Raw genomic sequence first — 16,473 nt, 5'->3', positions numbered from 1 at the left:
CTACCCCACCACACATCGGCGCTACTTCTCGCGGCGCATTTCCTCGCGACGCATGGGCATTTTGTCAATGGTGCCAAACAGGGCATCGGGAGGGAGGGGCGTGGCGCTACGCTGCTTCACGCCGCCGTCTTTGCCAACTAACAGCACGGTGAAGCGGTCGGCGGGCAGCTTCAGCTCTTGGTGGGCGTAGTGGCGGTCGGTGGTACTTAGCTGGCTTTCGATAACATCGAGGACTAGCATGTCGCGGGCACGCATTCCTTCCGGTTGGGCCGCGAGCAGGGCGCGCTGGCGCTTCAGCGTGGCGTCATCGGCGGTAGGCGCATACAGGAGCAGTACGCGCTTTTTCCACCGGTTGGCTTTCAGGGTAGCAGAGAGTGAGGCAGGGGGCGCGGCGCTCAGCAGCCCTATCAGCAGCAAGCCAATGCCACTCAGTATTCCCAAACGACGAAACGTAGTGTTCATGCTTTTCCTTACGCAAACCAACACCCGCAGGATAACCGCTGTGTCTACCCCGCCACCCGCAGCAGCCACCGTTTTAATAGCGGCTGCCGGGCCACGGCAAAGCCCACGTTCATCAGCCAGGGCCGCGGGGCTACCAGGCGCATCAGGCGGTAGCTGCGCGCCAGCTTGCTGGTGATTTGGCGGGCTACCTGGTGCTCATAGTCGGCTAGAAAGGCAGGGCTGAAATCGTTTTGCTGGCAGCTCCGCACGGCCTGCCGGGCCGCCAGGATGCCGCTTTGCATGGCCGTATCGATACCGTGGCCCTGCAAGGGGTCGATGAGGGAGGCCGCGTCGCCGCAGAGCAGGAACCGCTCCCCTGCCAGGGGGCGCGGGCGGCCGCCCAGTGGCAAGCCAAAGCCTTCTACCTCTGATAGTTGTTGCGCCCCGGCAAAGCGCTGTGCCAGCTCGGGGTGCGTGGCCAACAGCTGCGGCAGCATCTTTTTCAGGTCAACACGCTGGCGCGCTACGGCTTCGGAGAGCATTCCAAACCCCACATTATACACGCCATTGCCCACCGGAAAAATCCAGCAGTAGCCGGCCATGTATTCGTGCAGGAAGAAAAACTCGGTGGTGGTGCCGTCTACCTCCGCAATGCCCGAGTAGTAGGCCCGCACGGCGGCGCAGTGGTAGGCTTTGTCGATGGTGCGCTGGGTGAGACGGCGGGCCGCCACGGAATTGGCGCCGTCGCAGGCAATGAGTAGGCGGGCAGTTAGCGGTTCTTGCTCTTTGTGGGCGGGTAGGAGCTGCACACCCGTTGGTGTGGTCTGGATGTCGCGCACGGCATAGTCCTCCCGGATTTTGGTAGTGGTATGGCGGCGCACAAGGCCCAGCAGGTGGTCGTCGAAGTGCAGGCGGGGGCTGTTGAAGGTAGGCAGCTGCCAGCGAATGCGCAGCTCGCGGCCATTGGGCGCCACTACGCGGCTGTCGCGGGTGTCGGCGCGGGGCGTGAGACCTGCCAGAAGCTCAGCGTGCCAGGCCGGATTAAGCTGGCGCAACGCCTTGAGCGCTAAGCCAGGAATGGCATCACCGCACACTTTGTCGCGCGGGAAGGTAGCTTTGTCTACCAGCACCACGCGCAGGCCGTGGCCGTGCAACGCCAGCGCGCAGGCCGCCCCGGCAGGGCCGGCACCCAGAATGGCTACGTCGTATTCGGAAGTTTCCACGGGTGCAAGTTAGCAGGCGCTGCTTACTTCCCGGTTTTCAGGCCGGTAGGCGGGGTAGAGATACAGAGCTTACACAACCCTCTTTTCTCGCAGTGTTTCGTGGTGGTAAACGCAATGTTTCGCAGTGCGCTATCTGGCCGATACACGAAAAGCTGTTTGCATAGGCCCTACTACATATACTATATAAGATATAGCAACGTTCCTGGTTTTTATCCTATTTATCGGATGATACGCCTACTGCTTTCTACAGGTTTTCTACTCCTCTCTTTCTGCCAATCCAATCCTTTGCCAAATGCTTTTCGCGACGAACAGCAGCGCTTTCCGCGCGTGCGGGCTGCGTATGAGCGCACATGGCCAGGGTGGCGCCTCCTCCTGACGGCCCACGGCGTCGACCCCAAGCAGCCCGAAATTTTCCTACGCGCTTTCAAGGTAGGGCGGCAGCTGGAGGTATGGGCACGCACGCGGGCCACGGCTACGCCGTTTGTGCTCATCCGCACTTTCTATATAGCCGGCACCTCGGGCACGCTGGGGCCCAAGCGCCGCGAGGGCGACGGGCAAGTACCCGAGGGCTTCTACCAGCTCGACCGTTTCAACCCCACCAGCGCCTACCACCTCTCGCTCGGCCTCAACTACCCCAATGCCAGCGACCTATACCAAAGCGACATCCAGCACCCCGGCGGCGACATTTTCATTCACGGCTCCAACGTCACCGTGGGTTGCCTACCCATCACCGACGCGGGCATGGAGGAGCTATATGTATTGGCCGTGGAGGCCCGGGCCGCCGGGCAGGACACTATTGGCGTGCACATCTTCCCGTTTCCGCTTACATCCGAAAACCTAACGGCCCGACGCAACAGCGCCCACGTCGTTTTCTGGCAAAACCTGCGTGCAGGCTACCTGTTTTTCGAGCAAACTCACCAGTTGCCACATCTGACTACCGACGCCAGAGGCGCGTATTCCGTACGCTAGACGCCTGGCCCTACCTGCTCCCTTTCCTACCATGCACACCCCTACCCCACCCTTGCGCGATGCTGCCGTGCTCATCCCCCTATACCGCGACGATGCCGGCCAGCTGCGCCTAGTAGTCATCCGGCGCACCGAGTTTGGCGTGCACGGCGGGCAGCTGGCGTTTCCGGGCGGCAAGCGGGAGTTGCAGGACGCTTCGCTGGAAGCCACGGCCCTGCGCGAGACGGAGGAGGAAATTGGCCTACCCGCCGCGCAGGTGCGGATGTTGGGTACGCTGCCATCCATTGTCACGGAGGTTTCGGGGTTTCGCATCTGGCCGTTTGTGGGTCACATAGAGCCGCCCGCGCAATGGCGCTGGCAGCCCACCGAAATTGCCGAGGTGCTGAGCGTGATAATCGACGACCTGCTGCTACCCGACGCCCGCGTGACGGAAACCTGGCAGCTACCGGGTTGGCCGGCGCCCTACCCGGTGTCGTTCTACCGGGTAGGCCCCTACCCGTTGTGGGGCGCCAGCTACCGCATGGTGCGGGCTTTGCTGCCGCGGCTAGTGGCGGGCGAGTGGCCTATCTAAGTTTATCTATAGCTAACCATGAATGCCGAACTACGCCAACTGCAACAGCAAGTAGAAACTCTAGCGAAGCGAATAGCTCCTATTGCCTGGCGACCTACCTATGGCTATAGCGACGATGGTGCTCTGCCGCATTTGGAAGTTAACAGCAACGGTATGCATTATGTGGTAGTAGAGCGTGGCCAAGAACAACTGCGCCGCACCACGCAGGACGCAGACGAATTGCTGTACTGGGTATTTGCCAGCATCACATTTTCTATGGCTAGCAGCTATGAAGTGCGACACCGTGTACCCAACCAGGATTTTCGACGACTGTTATTTGCGAAGCAGGCGGAGTTGCTGCACCGGCTCAATCCGGCTTGGGAAGCGCGTCGACAGCAAGAGTTATCAGACATTCTATTGGAAGCGCCTTTCAGCGATACGGAATGAGGCAAGGCATACGACCGCCCACAAAAAAGAAGGTCCTTATCTTAGTATGGCACGGCATTTCGTTATGCTTCCTGGAAATGACTAATTTTTTCTGCTTTTCAGTCTATGCGTTTCTTTCTGCTTTTGTTGATTTCCTGCTGTGCGGCTTTTTCTTCTCAAGCCCAGGGCGAGCAAACCTTCTGGTACTTCGGCCAGCAAGCCGGTTTGAGCTTTGCTAACGGCGCCCCTACCCCGCTGAACGATGGCAAGATGACCACCTACGAGGGCTGCGCCGTGGCCACCAACAAGCGCGGGCAGCTACTGTTCTACACCAACGGCGAAACCATCTGGAACCGCCAGCACCAGGTGATGCCCAACGGCCGCAAGCTCCAGGGTAGCAACTCCAGTACCCAAAGCGCCTTGGTGGTGCCCGACCCCGGCAGCGGCAATATTTTCTACGTCTTCACAGTAGCTCCGCAAGGCACCAACGTGGGCCTGCGCTACTCCATCGTGGACATGACCCGCGACAACGGCCTCGGCGACGTGCCCCGCGCCAACCTGCTGCTTATTTCGCCCGTGGCAGAGAAGCTGGCGGCCGTGCGCCACCAAAACGGCCGCGACGTGTGGGTGGTGGCTCACCGCTGGAACTCCAACGGCTTCGTGTCCTACCTCGTCACGCCCGAGGGGGTAGAGGCCGGCAAGCCCATCCTGAGCAACGTGGGCTCCATGCACGCCGGCCCCGGCCGCAACGCCATCGGGGCCATGGCGTTTGCGCCCGATGGCAAGCAACTGGCCGTGGCGCTGTGGCGCGAGGCCAACAAATTTGAGGTATTCGACTTCGACCGCACCACTGGCAAAGTGAGCAAGCCCCGCTCCTTTGGGCCGTATGAGGAGGCCTACGGCGTGGCCTTTTCCCCCGACGGCACCAAGCTCTACGGCACCCGCAACGGCTCGGGCGGCGGTGATGCCCAGATATGGCAGTTCGACCTGAAAACCAGCAAAGCCACCCAAATCGGTAACTCGGCCAACCGCAAGGTAGGCGCCCTCCAGCTCGGCCCCGACGGCAAAATCTACGTCGCCCGCGAAGACAACGGTTACTTAGGCGTCATCCAGAATCCCAACGCCTCCGGCAAAGCAGCCGACTACAAAGACGACGGCCTGAGCCTGGGCGGCCGCCGTAGCAAGTTGGGTTTGCCAAGTTTTTTGGTGGAACCGAAGTAGGTCACGTCTAGAACCGAGTGTCCTCCTACGCCATCTGTCATTTTGTGCTTCCTGTCATCCTGAGCGGAGCGAAGGACCTTCTCACGTCAGAACGAGTCGTTGTTACGGTAATCGTTCTATCGTGAGAAGGTCCTTCGCTCCGCTCAGGATGACAGGAAGCACAAAATGACAGATGGCGTAGGGAGACAAGCGGCGTAGGGTGACAGACTGTTTTCCAGAACTTCTCACCCATGCGTCTTAGCTTGCGGCTTCGCTTCCTACCTTTTCACTATGCCCAAACGCCTTGCCGCCCACGAATACGCCGATGGCCTGCTCGCTGGCAACCGCGTGCGGCTGAGCCAGGCCATTACACTGGTGGAAAGCACCCTACCCTCCGACCAGGAGCTCGCCCAGCAGGTTATGGCTTTGGTGCTGCCGCACGCGGGCCGCTCGGTGCGGGTGGGTATTACGGGCGTGCCGGGGGTAGGCAAAAGCACGTTTATTGAGGCGCTGGGGCTGCATTTGGTTGGGCAGGGGCACCGCCTGGCCGTGCTGGCCGTAGACCCTACCTCCCAGCGCAGCGGCGGCAGCATCCTGGGCGACAAAACCCGTATGAACCAGCTGGCCGCCCACCCGGCCGCCTACATCCGGCCCTCACCGGCGGGCAAGTCGCTGGGGGGTGTTACGCGCAGCACCCGCGAGGCGCTGCTGCTGTGCGAGGCCGCGGGGCACGACGTTATTTTTGTGGAAACCGTGGGCGTGGGCCAGAGCGAAACCGCCGTGCACGGTATGGTCGATTTCTTTCTGCTGCTGATGCTAGCCGGCGCCGGCGACGAGTTGCAAGGCATCAAAAAAGGCATCATGGAAATGGCCGATGCCCTCACCATCACCAAAGCCGACCACGGCAACGAGCAAGCCGCCCGCCTGGCCCGGCGCGAGTACCAAAACGCCCTGCATCTGTTTCCGCTGGCGCCCAGCGGCTGGAGCCCCGTGGTCACGACCAGCTCGGCCCTCACGGGCGCGGGCGTGCCCGAGGTGTGGGAGGTAGTGCAGCAGTATGTGCAGCACACCCAGGCCAGCGGCTACTTCCAGCAACGCCGCCAGGAGCAAAACCTGCACTGGCTGCACGACACCATTCGCCAGACCCTGGAAGCCCGCTTCTACGCCCAGCCCGACGTGCAACAGCGCCTACCCGCCATCGAGCAAGCCGTGCGCGAGGGACGCCAGTCGGCCTTTGGGGCGGCGCGGGAGTTGCTGTAGGGGCATGTTGCACGCGCCCATCGTTGGTGCTGTTACTTGTGAAGTCCTACCCCACATCGAACCGACACACATGGCCCATAAAAAAGCCGCTCCTAGATAGGAGCGGCTTTTTTATGGCTTAAGGCCGCTTACTGGGCCGTAAATGTCATGCGGGTCTCGGTGGCTACCCCCGCCGTCGCTTCCTTGTCTACAAGCACGAGTCGGGTAGCGGAAACCGATTCGATAGTGCCTCTCATTTCCATGCTTGCTTCAACCCCAGGTTGGGTAGATAGGTTGATAGTTGCTGTTAGCATGGTGCCACTGTTCGACTGAGCCCAAGTGCCTGTGCGGGTCTGCGGATGCGCTTGGTCACAGCGGGTAGTTCCCTCATCCATCATGAAAACTCCATCAGCCTGGAATTGATACACATTGTCGCGAAGACAAGCTGGCTCGTCCGTATAAATGTCCTTAGCTGGCTCGCTGCCTTCTTTTTCGGTTACAGCTGTCATTTTCCAGCTTTTGGCCATCAGCAAGTCAGTTGCCGATAGAATAGGGGTAGGCTTTATGTCAGAATTATCATCGCAGCTAGTGAGGCCGCCCAATAAAGCTAAGGATAGGGCTAAAAAAGTACGCGAATACACAATGAGGAAGTGTGAAGTTAGAAAAAGGACAAAAACAATACGCGCCTTTTATCAAACTTAGTACCAAGGCAGTAATTTCGCCCACAATTCATTATTCAATGCTTAGACGCTTTCTATGAATTTTGTATTTAACCCTTTTACAGTGTTGAGCTTTGCTGCAATTGCAGCAATTTTAGTCGTTGCTTTCTACAATGCTAGAAAGCGAGAAAACAGACTACAGACCAACGGTGTGCGGGCGCGGGGCGTCGTGGTACGCAACAAAATAAAATGGGGAAGGACTACTGTAGTCAGACCTATCATTCGGTTTGAGACGCGAGAAGGCCAAACAATCGAAGCGCTGTATGAGCACGGGGTAGCTTTGGCAGTACCCCGCTACCCAGAGGGCTCAGCAGTAACGGTTTTGTATGATCCGGCAAATCCTCGCGACTTCAGCATTATAGCAGCTGACCGTCAATACATTTGATAAGTACGGGCTTGGACCAGTTTTCAACTAAAAAGCAAAACGCCCCCTTCCGCTGTTTACCTACCCACGCCGGCACAATGCCGGCGCGTAAACTATCCAACCTATGAACATCGGAATCATTGGGGCCGGCCACATCGGCAGCGCCTTGGGCGTGCGGCTCACTAGCCTCGGCCATACGGTATACATTGCCAACTCGCGCGGCCCCGAAACCCTACACGACGTAGCCCAGAAAACCGGCGCTACCCCCGTTACGGCCGAGGAGGCCGCCCAGCGCGGCAGCGACTTCATTGTAGTCACCATCCCGCTGAAAAACATCCCCGATCTGCCCAATAACTTGTTTGCAGGCGTGCCCGCCGAGGTACCCATCATCGACACCAGCAACTACTACCCTCTGCTGCGCGACGGCCAGATGACGGAGCTGGAAACCGGCGACCTCACCGAGAGCGGCTGGGTGCAGCAGCACCTGGGTCGCCCAGTGGTAAAGGTGTTCAACAACATCTTCGCCGACCACCTCGAAAAAAACGGCAAGCCTGCCGGCACGCCCGGCCGCATTGGCCTGCCCGTAGCCAGCGACGATGACGCCGCCAAGCAGAAAGTAATGGCCTTGGTAGAAGAACTAGGCTTCGATGCTGTGGATGGTGGCACCCTGCACCAGTCGTGGCGGCAGCAGCCCGGCGGCCCTATCTACTGCAACGATCTGCCCGCCGATGAGGTGCGCGCGCAGTTGGCCCGCCTCGGCACCGAGCGCACAGGAGCCCAACACGCCGAGTTCCTAGCCAACCACGCCAAGCAGGAACAGCAAATGGAGGAGCAAGGCATCAAGCTGAAGTAACCGCCGACTGGCTGATTTAGAACGTCATGCTGAGCGGAGCCGAAGCATCTCTACCGTGATAATCCTAATCAACAGGAATTACTAACGGTAGAGATGCTTCGGCTCCGCCCAGCATGACGTTCCTTTTTATTCTTTACAACGACTTACTCTTTCTCATCTGTAGGCGGCCCCAGCAAGTCCCACTTATTGCCGTAGCAGTCGGCAAAAACGACCACCCAGCCGTAAGGTTCATGGCGGGGCTGCTCTAGAAACTGCACGCCCTGCGCTTCTATGCGACGGTAGGCGGGCCAAAAAGCATCGGTGTGCAGAAACAGGAACACCCGGCCGCCAGCCTGATTGCCGATGCTGGCCTGTTGCTCGGGGGTAGCGGCCTGCGCCAGCAGCAACGGTGTGCCGGTGCTGCCGGGCGGCGCCACCAGCACCCAGCGCTTGCCGTCGCCCAGCGGGGTATCTTCCAGCAGATCGAACCCTAGTTTTTCGCAGTAGTACGCAAGGGCTTCGTCGTAGTCGCGCACCAAGAGGGTGATGCCGCCGATTGTCTGTTTCATGGGTAGGGGCACGGTGCACGCACCCGTTGTTACGGAGGTTTCTATTGCTTCAACTACTCTACGCTTCAAGCAGCTCGGTTGCGGTGATGAGCAATCGTGTTTACATCGATATAGCTGTTACCGATGTACCCGACACCAGCAACGGCGGGCGCGTGCAACGCGCCCCTACGCCCGCTTGCGGCGCAGGGCCAAGTAGTCGAGGTAGTACAGCACCTTCACCGACACCGAGTTATTCTGGGGGGTATTGATGGTGTTGTTGAGGTTGGCGAAGTACAGCGGCGTGGCTTCGTTGCCATCGAGGGTAGCAGTGCTGGCGGCCTTCCACACCACGCTGATTTGTGAGCCCGGCGCAAACCACCACCCGTACACCATGTCCAGGTTGAAGGCATTGTAGGTGTTGTCGCGGTTGCGGCGGTAGTCCACCAGGGTTTCCGCGCCGTCCTTGTCGAGGCGTACAAAGTCCTGGTAGTGCACGTCGCTGGTGTAGTGACGCAGCCGCAGCGTGAGCGACATGCGGTTGGTAAACGTGTAGGCCGTCGACAGCACGTTGGTGATGGTGACTACCCGCCGACGCCCCAACAAAACCTGTTTACTAAACGCCGAATCCAGTGGTTCTGCGGTATTTAATTTACCTATGTATCCAATCTGATTCTGGCGCAGGCTCCAGTCGACACTATAGATAAATAACAGCTGGTTATTGACGCGGTAGCGGGGTGAAATTCCTACATCGTAGTGCATGCGGCGCGGCCGGGCCAGTCGCTCGTCTTTGGCATGCCACCGGGTACCCAGGCTCACGTCGTAAGCGAATTTCTTGCGGTAGTCGCTGGAAAGGAAACCGCTTACGCTGGCGTTGACCGGAATACGCACGTAATACTCCCCAAGCGGCTGCGTGCGCGGCTCGTAATAGTCGCGGGTAACGGGGCTGGCGTCCAGGTTAATGCCCGCTGTCAGGAATTTCTTTGTGAAAGTGGTGTTAGCCCCGCCGTAAAAAACCAGGTTCTGGTAGCGCGTGGGCCGGTAGAGCAGGGAGTGGTCGACGCCCCACCAGGTATACAGGTTGTTTACCTTCCAGAACGGGTTGTACTTGTTGTAGCTGAAGTTGATGCCCTGCGTGATGTTGTTGTTGCCGAATAAGATGCCCAAATCGTTGGGATTATACGAGGCCGACTCGATGCCGTGGCTGACGGTCCAGGTGAAGTTGCCGCTGATTTTGCCGGCGCTCAGCTTGTACTTGTAGCCGTCCCGGTCATTGATGAGCGAATCGGAATTGAACTCGTTGCCGCGCCGGCGCGAGTACACCAGTTGCCCGTTTACGGCGTAGGCATTCTTCTTATCGGCCAGGCGAAACAGACCGCCCGTCACGTTGGCGTCGTAGGTGCGGCCAAAACGCGTGACGTTGGTATTAATGAGCGAGACGTAGCTGTTGTTTTTCAGCGACTGATCCAGTACCACGATGCTGTAGTTGCTGAAGGGCTGCGTCAGCACCTCGCGCTCCTGGCCGGTTTCGGTGTTACGTAGGGTAGCGTACACGTTGTTGCTGAGCGCGTTGAATACCCCAATCCCCAGTCCCTTGCTGGTGCGGCCCGATACTTTGGTGGCGTTCAGCAGGCGTGTTTCGCCGGGGTTTCGGATGATTTCGTCGTTTTCTCCGGCCTCCACGCTGCCGTAGCCGATGGGCTGCGCCCCTACCCTCCGCGAGTAGAACAGCCCACCTTTATTGAATAGCTCGGTACCCTCGGTGAAGAACTGTCGGTTTTCGTTGAACTGCACCTCAAATGGCGACAGGTTCAAGACCTGATTATCGCTCTGCACCTGCCCGAAGTCGGGCACCAGGGTAGCATCCAGCGTAAAGCTCTCATTGATGCCCCACTTCACATCGGCGCCGCCGTTGAAGCTGGTGGTGGTGCGGCGCTGGCCCTCCACGCTCACGGCATTGCGGTTCAGGTAAGCCGATACGTAGGGCGTGAGCGAGAGGCGCAGGGGCGGTTTCACGTCGCGGATGCCGCGCAGCTCGCCCCACTGGTTCACGAAGCCATCCACGGCGGGCTTCACCTCGTTCCAGAAAAAGCCCTGGTTGTCGCGCTTGCGCTGGCGCATAAAGTTGAGGCCCCACAGCTGCTCGGGCACGTTGCTGAAGCGAATGGCCGAGTAAGGAATCCGGATTTCGGCCACCCAGTCGGTGCCGCGTAGGGCGGTGCGCGAGTCCCACACGGCATTCCAGTTGAAATCTTCGCCGCCGGCCGGTGAGTAGCGCGCATCGCACTGCACGCCGCCCGTGGTCACAAAAAAACCGTAGCCGTTGAGCTTGTCGTGGTAGGTATCGAGGAAAATACCGAAGAAGTCGGTGTTGCCGTCGAGGTTGTCGCGCTGGGTAAGTTGGCGCGGAATGGAATCGGCGCTGACGTCGTGCATCACGGCCCCGATGTACAGGTTGGCGTCGTCGTAGAGGATGCGCACCTCCGTAGGGTGCCGCTCGGGTAGGCCGGGCGCGGGGCGGTTCTGGATGAACTGCGAGGCCACCGGCGCCTGCTGCCACACGGCCTCGTCCAGCACGCCATCAAGCTTGATGGCCTCCGTGATGCGTAGGGCCTGGAGTTGCTTTTTAGGGGCCAGCGTAACGGCCGAAGCCGGCGTTTGGGCCATGACGGGCAGGCATAGCATAGCCAAGCCTACCCACAGCAGGCTACAAAAACGCAACATAAAACAAGGGGCGGGAAGAGGTGGGACGATAGATAAAACAGGTCAGTAGAGCAGCTACACGGCGCCATAGATGCAGACCCGCATACAAGCGTTGCTTAGTGGCCGCAGAATAAAAGCGGCGGCGACCGATAGTGCTACTATTGCTACAAAAAAGGCCGGTAGCGTAGTGCTACCGGCCTTTTATTCTTCTCATTCACTCACTGACACTTGCACCGTGCGGTTGGAGTTGCCGCTCGTAGGGATGTCGTAGATTCGGCGGTATTTGGCAGTCAGGGCCTCCGATTGCGACTTGCCGTTTACGCGTAGGCCCTTTTTGTCCAGTTGAAACTGGAAGCTTTTTTCGTTGGCTCCCAGCAGTCCGTCTTTGCGCAGCTGCGTGCGTAGCTCGTCGGTGCCGAGCGTAGGCGGGGTAGGCGGCGTGGGCGGGGCCGGCACATTAGGAGCCCCCGGTGCTGCTGGCGGAGCGGGTGGGGCCGGCGGGGCGGGCATAGCAGGAGCAGCTGGCGGTGCTGGCGGTGCCGGTGGCGCGGGCGGGGTAGGTGGCGTGCGCCGGCCAGTACCAGAGTGCGTTACAGAGCCCGATATCCGCGTGCTACCGCGCGGGCCGCTGATGGTGTTGGTGCGGCCTGTGCTGTTCTTGCTGATGTTCACGGAGCCCGTACCGCTCAGCTTGCGCCCGCTCGCCGATTCGTAGAGCGCCAGGTATTTCTTCTGCAACGCAGCCGACTGCTTGGTGCCGTTCACGATCAGCTCTGTTGGGCTAAGCCGTAGTTGGTAGCTGTCAGCAGATTTGATTAGACCGTCATTTAGCAACGCATTTTCCAGGGCTTCGTCTAGCGCGTCGCGGCGGCCATCTTCTTCCATCTCACGCCGGGTTTCCTCCATGTCGCGGCGGGCATCTTCCATATCTTCCCGCATCTGCTGTTGTTGCTCCCGCATATTTTCGCGTAGCTCCTGCTGCTTTTCGCGCAGCTCATCACGCTTTTCCCGAATCTGGTTGCGTTCTTCGTCGGTTTTGGCATTACGCTCGGCTGACCGTAAGGAAGCTTCGGCTTCCTGCAAAGCATCACGGGTAATGGCATTGATATCTACTCCACTCAGGGCCGCATCGGCTGTGGCCAAGGCATCGTGGGTGATGCCATTTATGTCGATGCGCGCCAGTTCGTGCTGTGCTATCCGCAAGGCGTCGCGGGTGATGGCGCTGACGTTGATGTTAATATCTTCATCATAGTCACTGCTAGACGGCGGCAGCTGCACTACCTGCACCAATTCGCCTTTGGCCTTTTTGCCTTTCGTCTTGTCCAGCTCCACGCGGTTGCCGTCGACATACAGCTCTTCCAGGCGGCCTTTTTTGTCTTTCTTGATGACCACGGTACCGTTGCCGCTACCCTCTATGCGCCCCAGGGCCCGCAGCTGACGCATCACGCCGGGGTTCAGGGTCGTGTCGAAGCTCACTTGCATGGCACCGATTTGCGCCAGCGCCTTGCCATCGGCCGAGATGCTGAGAATGCGCATTTCGGTGGGTGCTATGGCTGGGGCAAGTGCCGTGGTTTCGCGCACCAGCACGGGGTCGGCCTCCACTGCAACTGCCTCGGAAGAGGCTGCGAGAGCCTCAGAAGAAGTGGCCGCGGCACGCGGGCCGGCCAGCGTAACGGCCGTGCTCAGCAACACCAGCCCTACCAGCACTACGCAGGCAGCCATAAAGCCCTCCGTGAAGGTAGGGGCCGTGCGCCCTTGCACCAGCCGCCGGATCCGGCCCAGCAACGAGCCATCGGGCCCCACGGCCGACAAGGCCAGCTGCGGCGCAACTTTTGGCACTACAGTGTGCTCGGCCAGAGCAGCTAGAGCGCGGGCCAGTGTGAGCGGATTGCCGCCTACCAAGGTAGTAGCCATGTCGTCGCAGCAGTTTTCGCGCTCGGTGCGCAGGCAGGCCGTCATAAACCACACGGCGGGGTGGTAGAAGAATAGGATTTCGGCTATGGATTGCAGCAGGTTCATGAGGTAGTCGCGGCGCGCCACATGGGCCAGCTCGTGGGCCAGAATGGCTTCCATATACGTCTGGCTCAGGCCCGTAACGGTGCCCAGTGGCAGCAGAATCACCGGCCGTAGGTGTCCTACCACCAGCGGCGCCTTCACCCTCGCTGATTCCAGCAGCTGCACGGGGCGTTGCAGGCCGGCACGCTGGGCCAGCTCGGCCAGGCGGCGCTGCCAGTCCTGGCCCAGGGGCTGCACGCGGTAGTGGCGCAGGCGCTGCACATAGGCCAGCCCGCCCAGCAGGCGCAGCGTCATGGCCAGCAGGCCCAGCAGCCAGGCCGCCACCAGCATCGGCATGTTCTGATCGAAATACTGCAACCCACGCTGCCATACCGATGCAGTGCCTACCGGCCCGGCAGGTAGCACCGAGGCTACCTCACCGGTGCCGGTAGGCGCGGCCAGGTTCACTACCTCATACGTGACAGCTGCCTGAGCTGGTGCCACCGGTGCTGCTAGGAGGTAATACTTGCTGAACGTAACGGCGGCCAGTACCAGCAGGGTGAGCAGAGCCACGGCAGCCGTGGTATAGCGCACCTGGGCACTATGGCGACGCAGCAACAGCAGGAGTCCTACTAAGGCTAGGGCCACCACGGCACCTTGCCAGAGCGAGTGGAGCAGTGTCCAGCCCAGGGCGCGTACGAGGGCGGGCGAAAGGGTTTGTTCGAGCCAGTTCATTACTTATCTGCGTTAGGGTGGTCGTTTTCGCCTAATTCATTCAGCAGATTCCGAATCTGCTCCAGCTCGGCCTGCGAGGTGCGGCCGTTGCCGAGGGCCTGCATCACCAGCTTCATGGCCGAGCCGCCGAAGGCTTGTTCCACAAATCGGTCGAGCAGCAGGCTCTGCGTTTCTTCCTGCCGCACGGCGGCGCGGTAGATGTGCGTGCGGGCATCATCGTCGCGCAGTACTAGTCCTTTGTCGAGCATCAGTTGCAATAGCTTGAGGGTAGTGGTGTAGCCGACTTCGCGCTTGCGGTTCAGCTCGTCGTTCACGAAGCGCACGGTACTGGGGCCTTGCTGCCAAAGCACTTGTAGAATTTCCAGCTCCGATTCGGTAGGCTTAGGGATGGGGGTATCAGGCATGAGGCGAGGTTGTTACAGTGTACGAATCAGTTCGTACAGCAAGTATATACGAAACATATCGTAGATGCAAGCTTAATCTACGATTTTTTTCGTACAATATTCATCTCTCGCCACATCTACTTACTATCACTGCTCTACTCCTTTTTTATTTTCTACCCTTCTAATAGTATAACAATACCTTAAACTAGTGGACTAGGCTCGCTTACAACTCCTGCGTACTATTGTTCATCACCTATACTATACTGATGAAGAATTACCTACACTTATCCTTGCTGGCTACTGCCCTATGCTTCACGCAATGCACAAAGGAGGAGGCAGTGCCTGCAAAACCAGGTACGACAGCAAAGCCTGCAATCAACTACGATCAAGAGAGCATTAAGCTGATGAACCAGCTTACCCCGCAGATGGTAGGCGACTGGTCGTTACAACGTGTGCATATCAAAAGACAGTCCTATAATAGCAGCCAAAGCGAGGCAGGTATTAAGCGCGATACGGTGTTACAGGAATTGGCTATCCTTTCCATTCGGCAGGCGGCAGTTCCGCGCACCAATCCCAAAGACCTGCGCCACCCCGATTTCGACTGTACTATTCAGTATAAAGGCAAATCCTACCCTATGCACTTTTGGTTGCTTGCGAGTGCCGAACACGTATTTGACAAGACAGGGCCACAGGCTTTCTTCCTGTTGGAATATAATTTCCCATCAGGCACTCGTTTTCCGGAGGCTGAGGAGACCTACCTCAAATCAATTGGATTGGTTGACAACTTTTCTGTGGAAACTACAGCAGACCCAAACACTATGACGTGGCGTGGTCTGAACCGAGGTATCGACAAGATTGAATTACGGAGACAGTAAGGCAATTCGCGAGCACGCAGCTAAGCGTCTACAAGGCGCCTTGCAGCTTCTTCTTGAGCTTAGGGTAGGGAATATCCACGGCCACGATTTTGCCCGTCTCATCCACGAGCAGATTGGCCGGAATGGCATTGATGCCAAACCGCTGCATGTCCTCCCCGCTCGTGCCTTTTAACTCTGACAAGTGAGGCATCTGCAAGCTGTCCTCAGCAATGGCCTGCCGCCACTTGTTGTGGTTGGTGTCCAGCGAGACGCCCACCATACCAAAGCCCCTGCCCTGGTACTGCTTGTGCAGGCCGTAGTACTTGGGCATCTCCATGCGGCAGGGGCCGCACCAGCTAGCCCAGAACTCGACCAGCGTGAGCTTATTCTGCTGGAAGACCTGGGCGGCATTTAGCTCTTGGCCGTCCGGCGTCTTGCCGGCCAAACTTTGCACACGCTGGCCCACGAAGCGCTGGTTGTTCACGTTGCGTTCTTCGCCTTCAGCTAATGCCTTATTCAACCTCTTACCGTAGAAACTTTGCTGCAACTCGGTGGGCATGGCTTGATAGTACCGACGAAAGCGCTCCACTGAGGGCAGGTCGCCACGGTTGTCGAACATGGCATAGAGCGACACCACAGAGGCAGGATGTTGCTGAATGAATAAATGAGCTGCCACAGCTAAGTAGCTGGGAAACCTGTATTCAAAGTTTTTTATAGAATCGGCCCACTGTTCGACCAACGCCTTATCGCCTGAGTCGAAGGTTTGGACAAACTTCGCCTTAATCAATTCTTTATCCACTTGAAATTGGTGGTCAAGACTGTCTTTCAATAAAAGATACTGCTCCAACTCCTCTTGCAAGGGAGAAGGCGAGGAAATAACTATCTGTTTCCGGGGAGAATTACCATCAGACATCTTATAAAACTTCGTCTGAACGCTGCTGCTTTCTGTAGTCTTAATATGAACGGAGTCTGCTGGTAGATATACTGTCAACCAATCTCCTATATTCTCATCTGTCTGACTTTGATACCGTATCATATAGAAGCCCGGCTGAGCGATTTTGCCTTGCAACGTAAAACGTCCGTCTCGGGCTGCTGTACTATCAATAAGATCGTTACCATCAGAATTGTGCATAAAAAACAGCCTGACGTAGCAGTCTTTACATTCTTTTATATCAGCAGCTATTTTGTAACTGTATTTCTCTTTTTTTTCTTGCTTGCACCCTACAAGCAAGGCTAGCAGGAGAAAAATCGGCAAGTACTTTTTGCTATAGCTCCACATATTTTTCGCTCGGTTAGAA

16 protein-coding genes and 1 pseudogene are annotated in these 16,473 nt (G+C 58.3%); 8 read left to right on the top strand and 9 right to left on the bottom strand.

Annotated elements, in window-relative coordinates:
* Nucleotides 1-21: 21 nt before the first annotated feature.
* Together H8B15_RS07150 and H8B15_RS07145 are read right to left on the bottom strand one after the other, a co-directional pair.
* Nucleotides 22-462 (bottom strand): DUF4174 domain-containing protein, encoded by a 441-nt coding sequence (locus H8B15_RS07150; RefSeq protein WP_187318987.1) that lies wholly within the window; start codon nt 460-462, stop codon nt 22-24.
* Between the two features lie 44 nt (nt 463-506).
* On the bottom strand, nt 507-1,664 hold the full coding sequence (locus tag H8B15_RS07145) for a geranylgeranyl reductase family protein (RefSeq protein ID WP_187318986.1): 1,158 nt from the start codon (nt 1,662-1,664) through the stop codon (nt 507-509).
* 285 nt (nt 1,665-1,949) lie between these two features.
* Here H8B15_RS07145 and H8B15_RS07140 point away from each other — a divergent pair, with 285 nt between their 5' ends.
* The 5 genes from H8B15_RS07140 to meaB all read left to right on the top strand — a co-directional run bounded on the left by H8B15_RS07140 (nt 1,950) and on the right by meaB (nt 6,066).
* On the top strand, nt 1,950-2,633 hold the full coding sequence (locus tag H8B15_RS07140; RefSeq protein ID WP_187318985.1) for a L,D-transpeptidase family protein: 684 nt from the start codon (nt 1,950-1,952) through the stop codon (nt 2,631-2,633).
* Between the two features lie 31 nt (nt 2,634-2,664).
* Nucleotides 2,665-3,201 (top strand): NUDIX hydrolase, encoded by a 537-nt coding sequence (locus tag H8B15_RS07135; RefSeq protein WP_187318984.1) that lies wholly within the window; start codon nt 2,665-2,667, stop codon nt 3,199-3,201.
* Nucleotides 3,202-3,219: 18 nt separating this feature from the next.
* Nucleotides 3,220-3,627 (top strand): Imm63 family immunity protein, encoded by a 408-nt coding sequence (locus H8B15_RS07130; RefSeq protein WP_187318983.1) that lies wholly within the window; start codon nt 3,220-3,222, stop codon nt 3,625-3,627.
* Nucleotides 3,628-3,732: 105 nt separating this feature from the next.
* Nucleotides 3,733-4,827, top strand: a complete 1,095-nt coding sequence (locus H8B15_RS07125; RefSeq protein ID WP_187318982.1) for a WD40 repeat domain-containing protein — start codon at nt 3,733-3,735, stop codon at nt 4,825-4,827.
* A 270-nt stretch (nt 4,828-5,097) separates the two neighbouring features.
* A complete protein-coding gene (gene meaB, locus H8B15_RS07120; RefSeq protein ID WP_187318981.1) occupies nt 5,098-6,066 on the top strand; it encodes a methylmalonyl Co-A mutase-associated GTPase MeaB in 969 nt (322 codons plus the stop codon).
* Between the two features lie 128 nt (nt 6,067-6,194).
* Here meaB and H8B15_RS07115 read toward each other — a convergent pair whose 3' ends face one another.
* Nucleotides 6,195-6,572, bottom strand: coding sequence for a lipocalin family protein (locus H8B15_RS07115; protein ID WP_187318980.1), 378 nt, complete (start codon nt 6,570-6,572; stop codon nt 6,195-6,197).
* A gap of 229 nt (nt 6,573-6,801) precedes the next feature.
* Between H8B15_RS07115 and H8B15_RS07110 the strand changes: the two genes are divergently transcribed.
* Together H8B15_RS07110 and H8B15_RS07105 are read left to right on the top strand one after the other, a co-directional pair.
* A complete protein-coding gene (locus H8B15_RS07110; RefSeq protein ID WP_187318979.1) occupies nt 6,802-7,149 on the top strand; it encodes a DUF3592 domain-containing protein in 348 nt (115 codons plus the stop codon).
* Between the two features lie 103 nt (nt 7,150-7,252).
* Nucleotides 7,253-7,981: an NADPH-dependent F420 reductase gene (locus tag H8B15_RS07105; RefSeq protein WP_187318978.1), complete on the top strand. Its 729-nt coding sequence runs from the start codon at nt 7,253-7,255 to the stop codon at nt 7,979-7,981.
* A gap of 143 nt (nt 7,982-8,124) precedes the next feature.
* On the opposite strand, the gene H8B15_RS07100 is transcribed toward H8B15_RS07105, so the two are convergent.
* The 4 genes from H8B15_RS07100 to H8B15_RS07085 all read right to left on the bottom strand — a co-directional run bounded on the left by H8B15_RS07100 (nt 8,125) and on the right by H8B15_RS07085 (nt 14,342).
* A complete protein-coding gene (locus H8B15_RS07100; RefSeq protein WP_187318977.1) occupies nt 8,125-8,529 on the bottom strand; it encodes a VOC family protein in 405 nt (134 codons plus the stop codon).
* 165 nt (nt 8,530-8,694) lie between these two features.
* On the bottom strand, nt 8,695-11,229 hold the full coding sequence (locus H8B15_RS07095; protein WP_187318976.1) for a DUF5916 domain-containing protein: 2,535 nt from the start codon (nt 11,227-11,229) through the stop codon (nt 8,695-8,697).
* Between the two features lie 189 nt (nt 11,230-11,418).
* Nucleotides 11,419-13,938, bottom strand: a complete 2,520-nt coding sequence (locus H8B15_RS07090) for a M56 family metallopeptidase (RefSeq protein ID WP_187318975.1) — start codon at nt 13,936-13,938, stop codon at nt 11,419-11,421.
* A complete protein-coding gene (locus H8B15_RS07085) occupies nt 13,938-14,342 on the bottom strand; it encodes a BlaI/MecI/CopY family transcriptional regulator (protein WP_187318974.1) in 405 nt (134 codons plus the stop codon). Before H8B15_RS07085 ends, H8B15_RS07090 begins: the two co-directional genes overlap by 1 nt.
* A 245-nt stretch (nt 14,343-14,587) precedes the next feature.
* On the opposite strand from H8B15_RS07085, the gene H8B15_RS07080 reads away from it, so the two are divergent.
* Nucleotides 14,588-15,196, top strand: coding sequence for a hypothetical protein (locus tag H8B15_RS07080; RefSeq protein WP_187318973.1), 609 nt, complete (start codon nt 14,588-14,590; stop codon nt 15,194-15,196).
* 28 nt (nt 15,197-15,224) lie between these two features.
* Here the strand turns inward: H8B15_RS07080 and H8B15_RS20990 are convergent, their stop codons facing one another.
* Nucleotides 15,225-15,851 (bottom strand): TlpA family protein disulfide reductase, encoded by a 627-nt coding sequence (locus tag H8B15_RS20990; protein ID WP_343069138.1) that lies wholly within the window; start codon nt 15,849-15,851, stop codon nt 15,225-15,227.
* 264 nt (nt 15,852-16,115) lie between these two features.
* Nucleotides 16,116-16,454 (bottom strand): annotated as a pseudogene (locus tag H8B15_RS21365) (DUF4369 domain-containing protein); the annotation flags it as partial.
* Nucleotides 16,455-16,473: the final 19 nt, after the last annotated feature.

The organism is Hymenobacter citatus, assembly GCF_014333615.1.
GTDB classification, from domain to species: Bacteria; Bacteroidota; Bacteroidia; order Cytophagales; family Hymenobacteraceae; genus Hymenobacter; species Hymenobacter citatus.
Note: the sequence above shows the minus strand (reverse complement) of the source record. Positions and strands in the feature narration are given on the sequence as shown.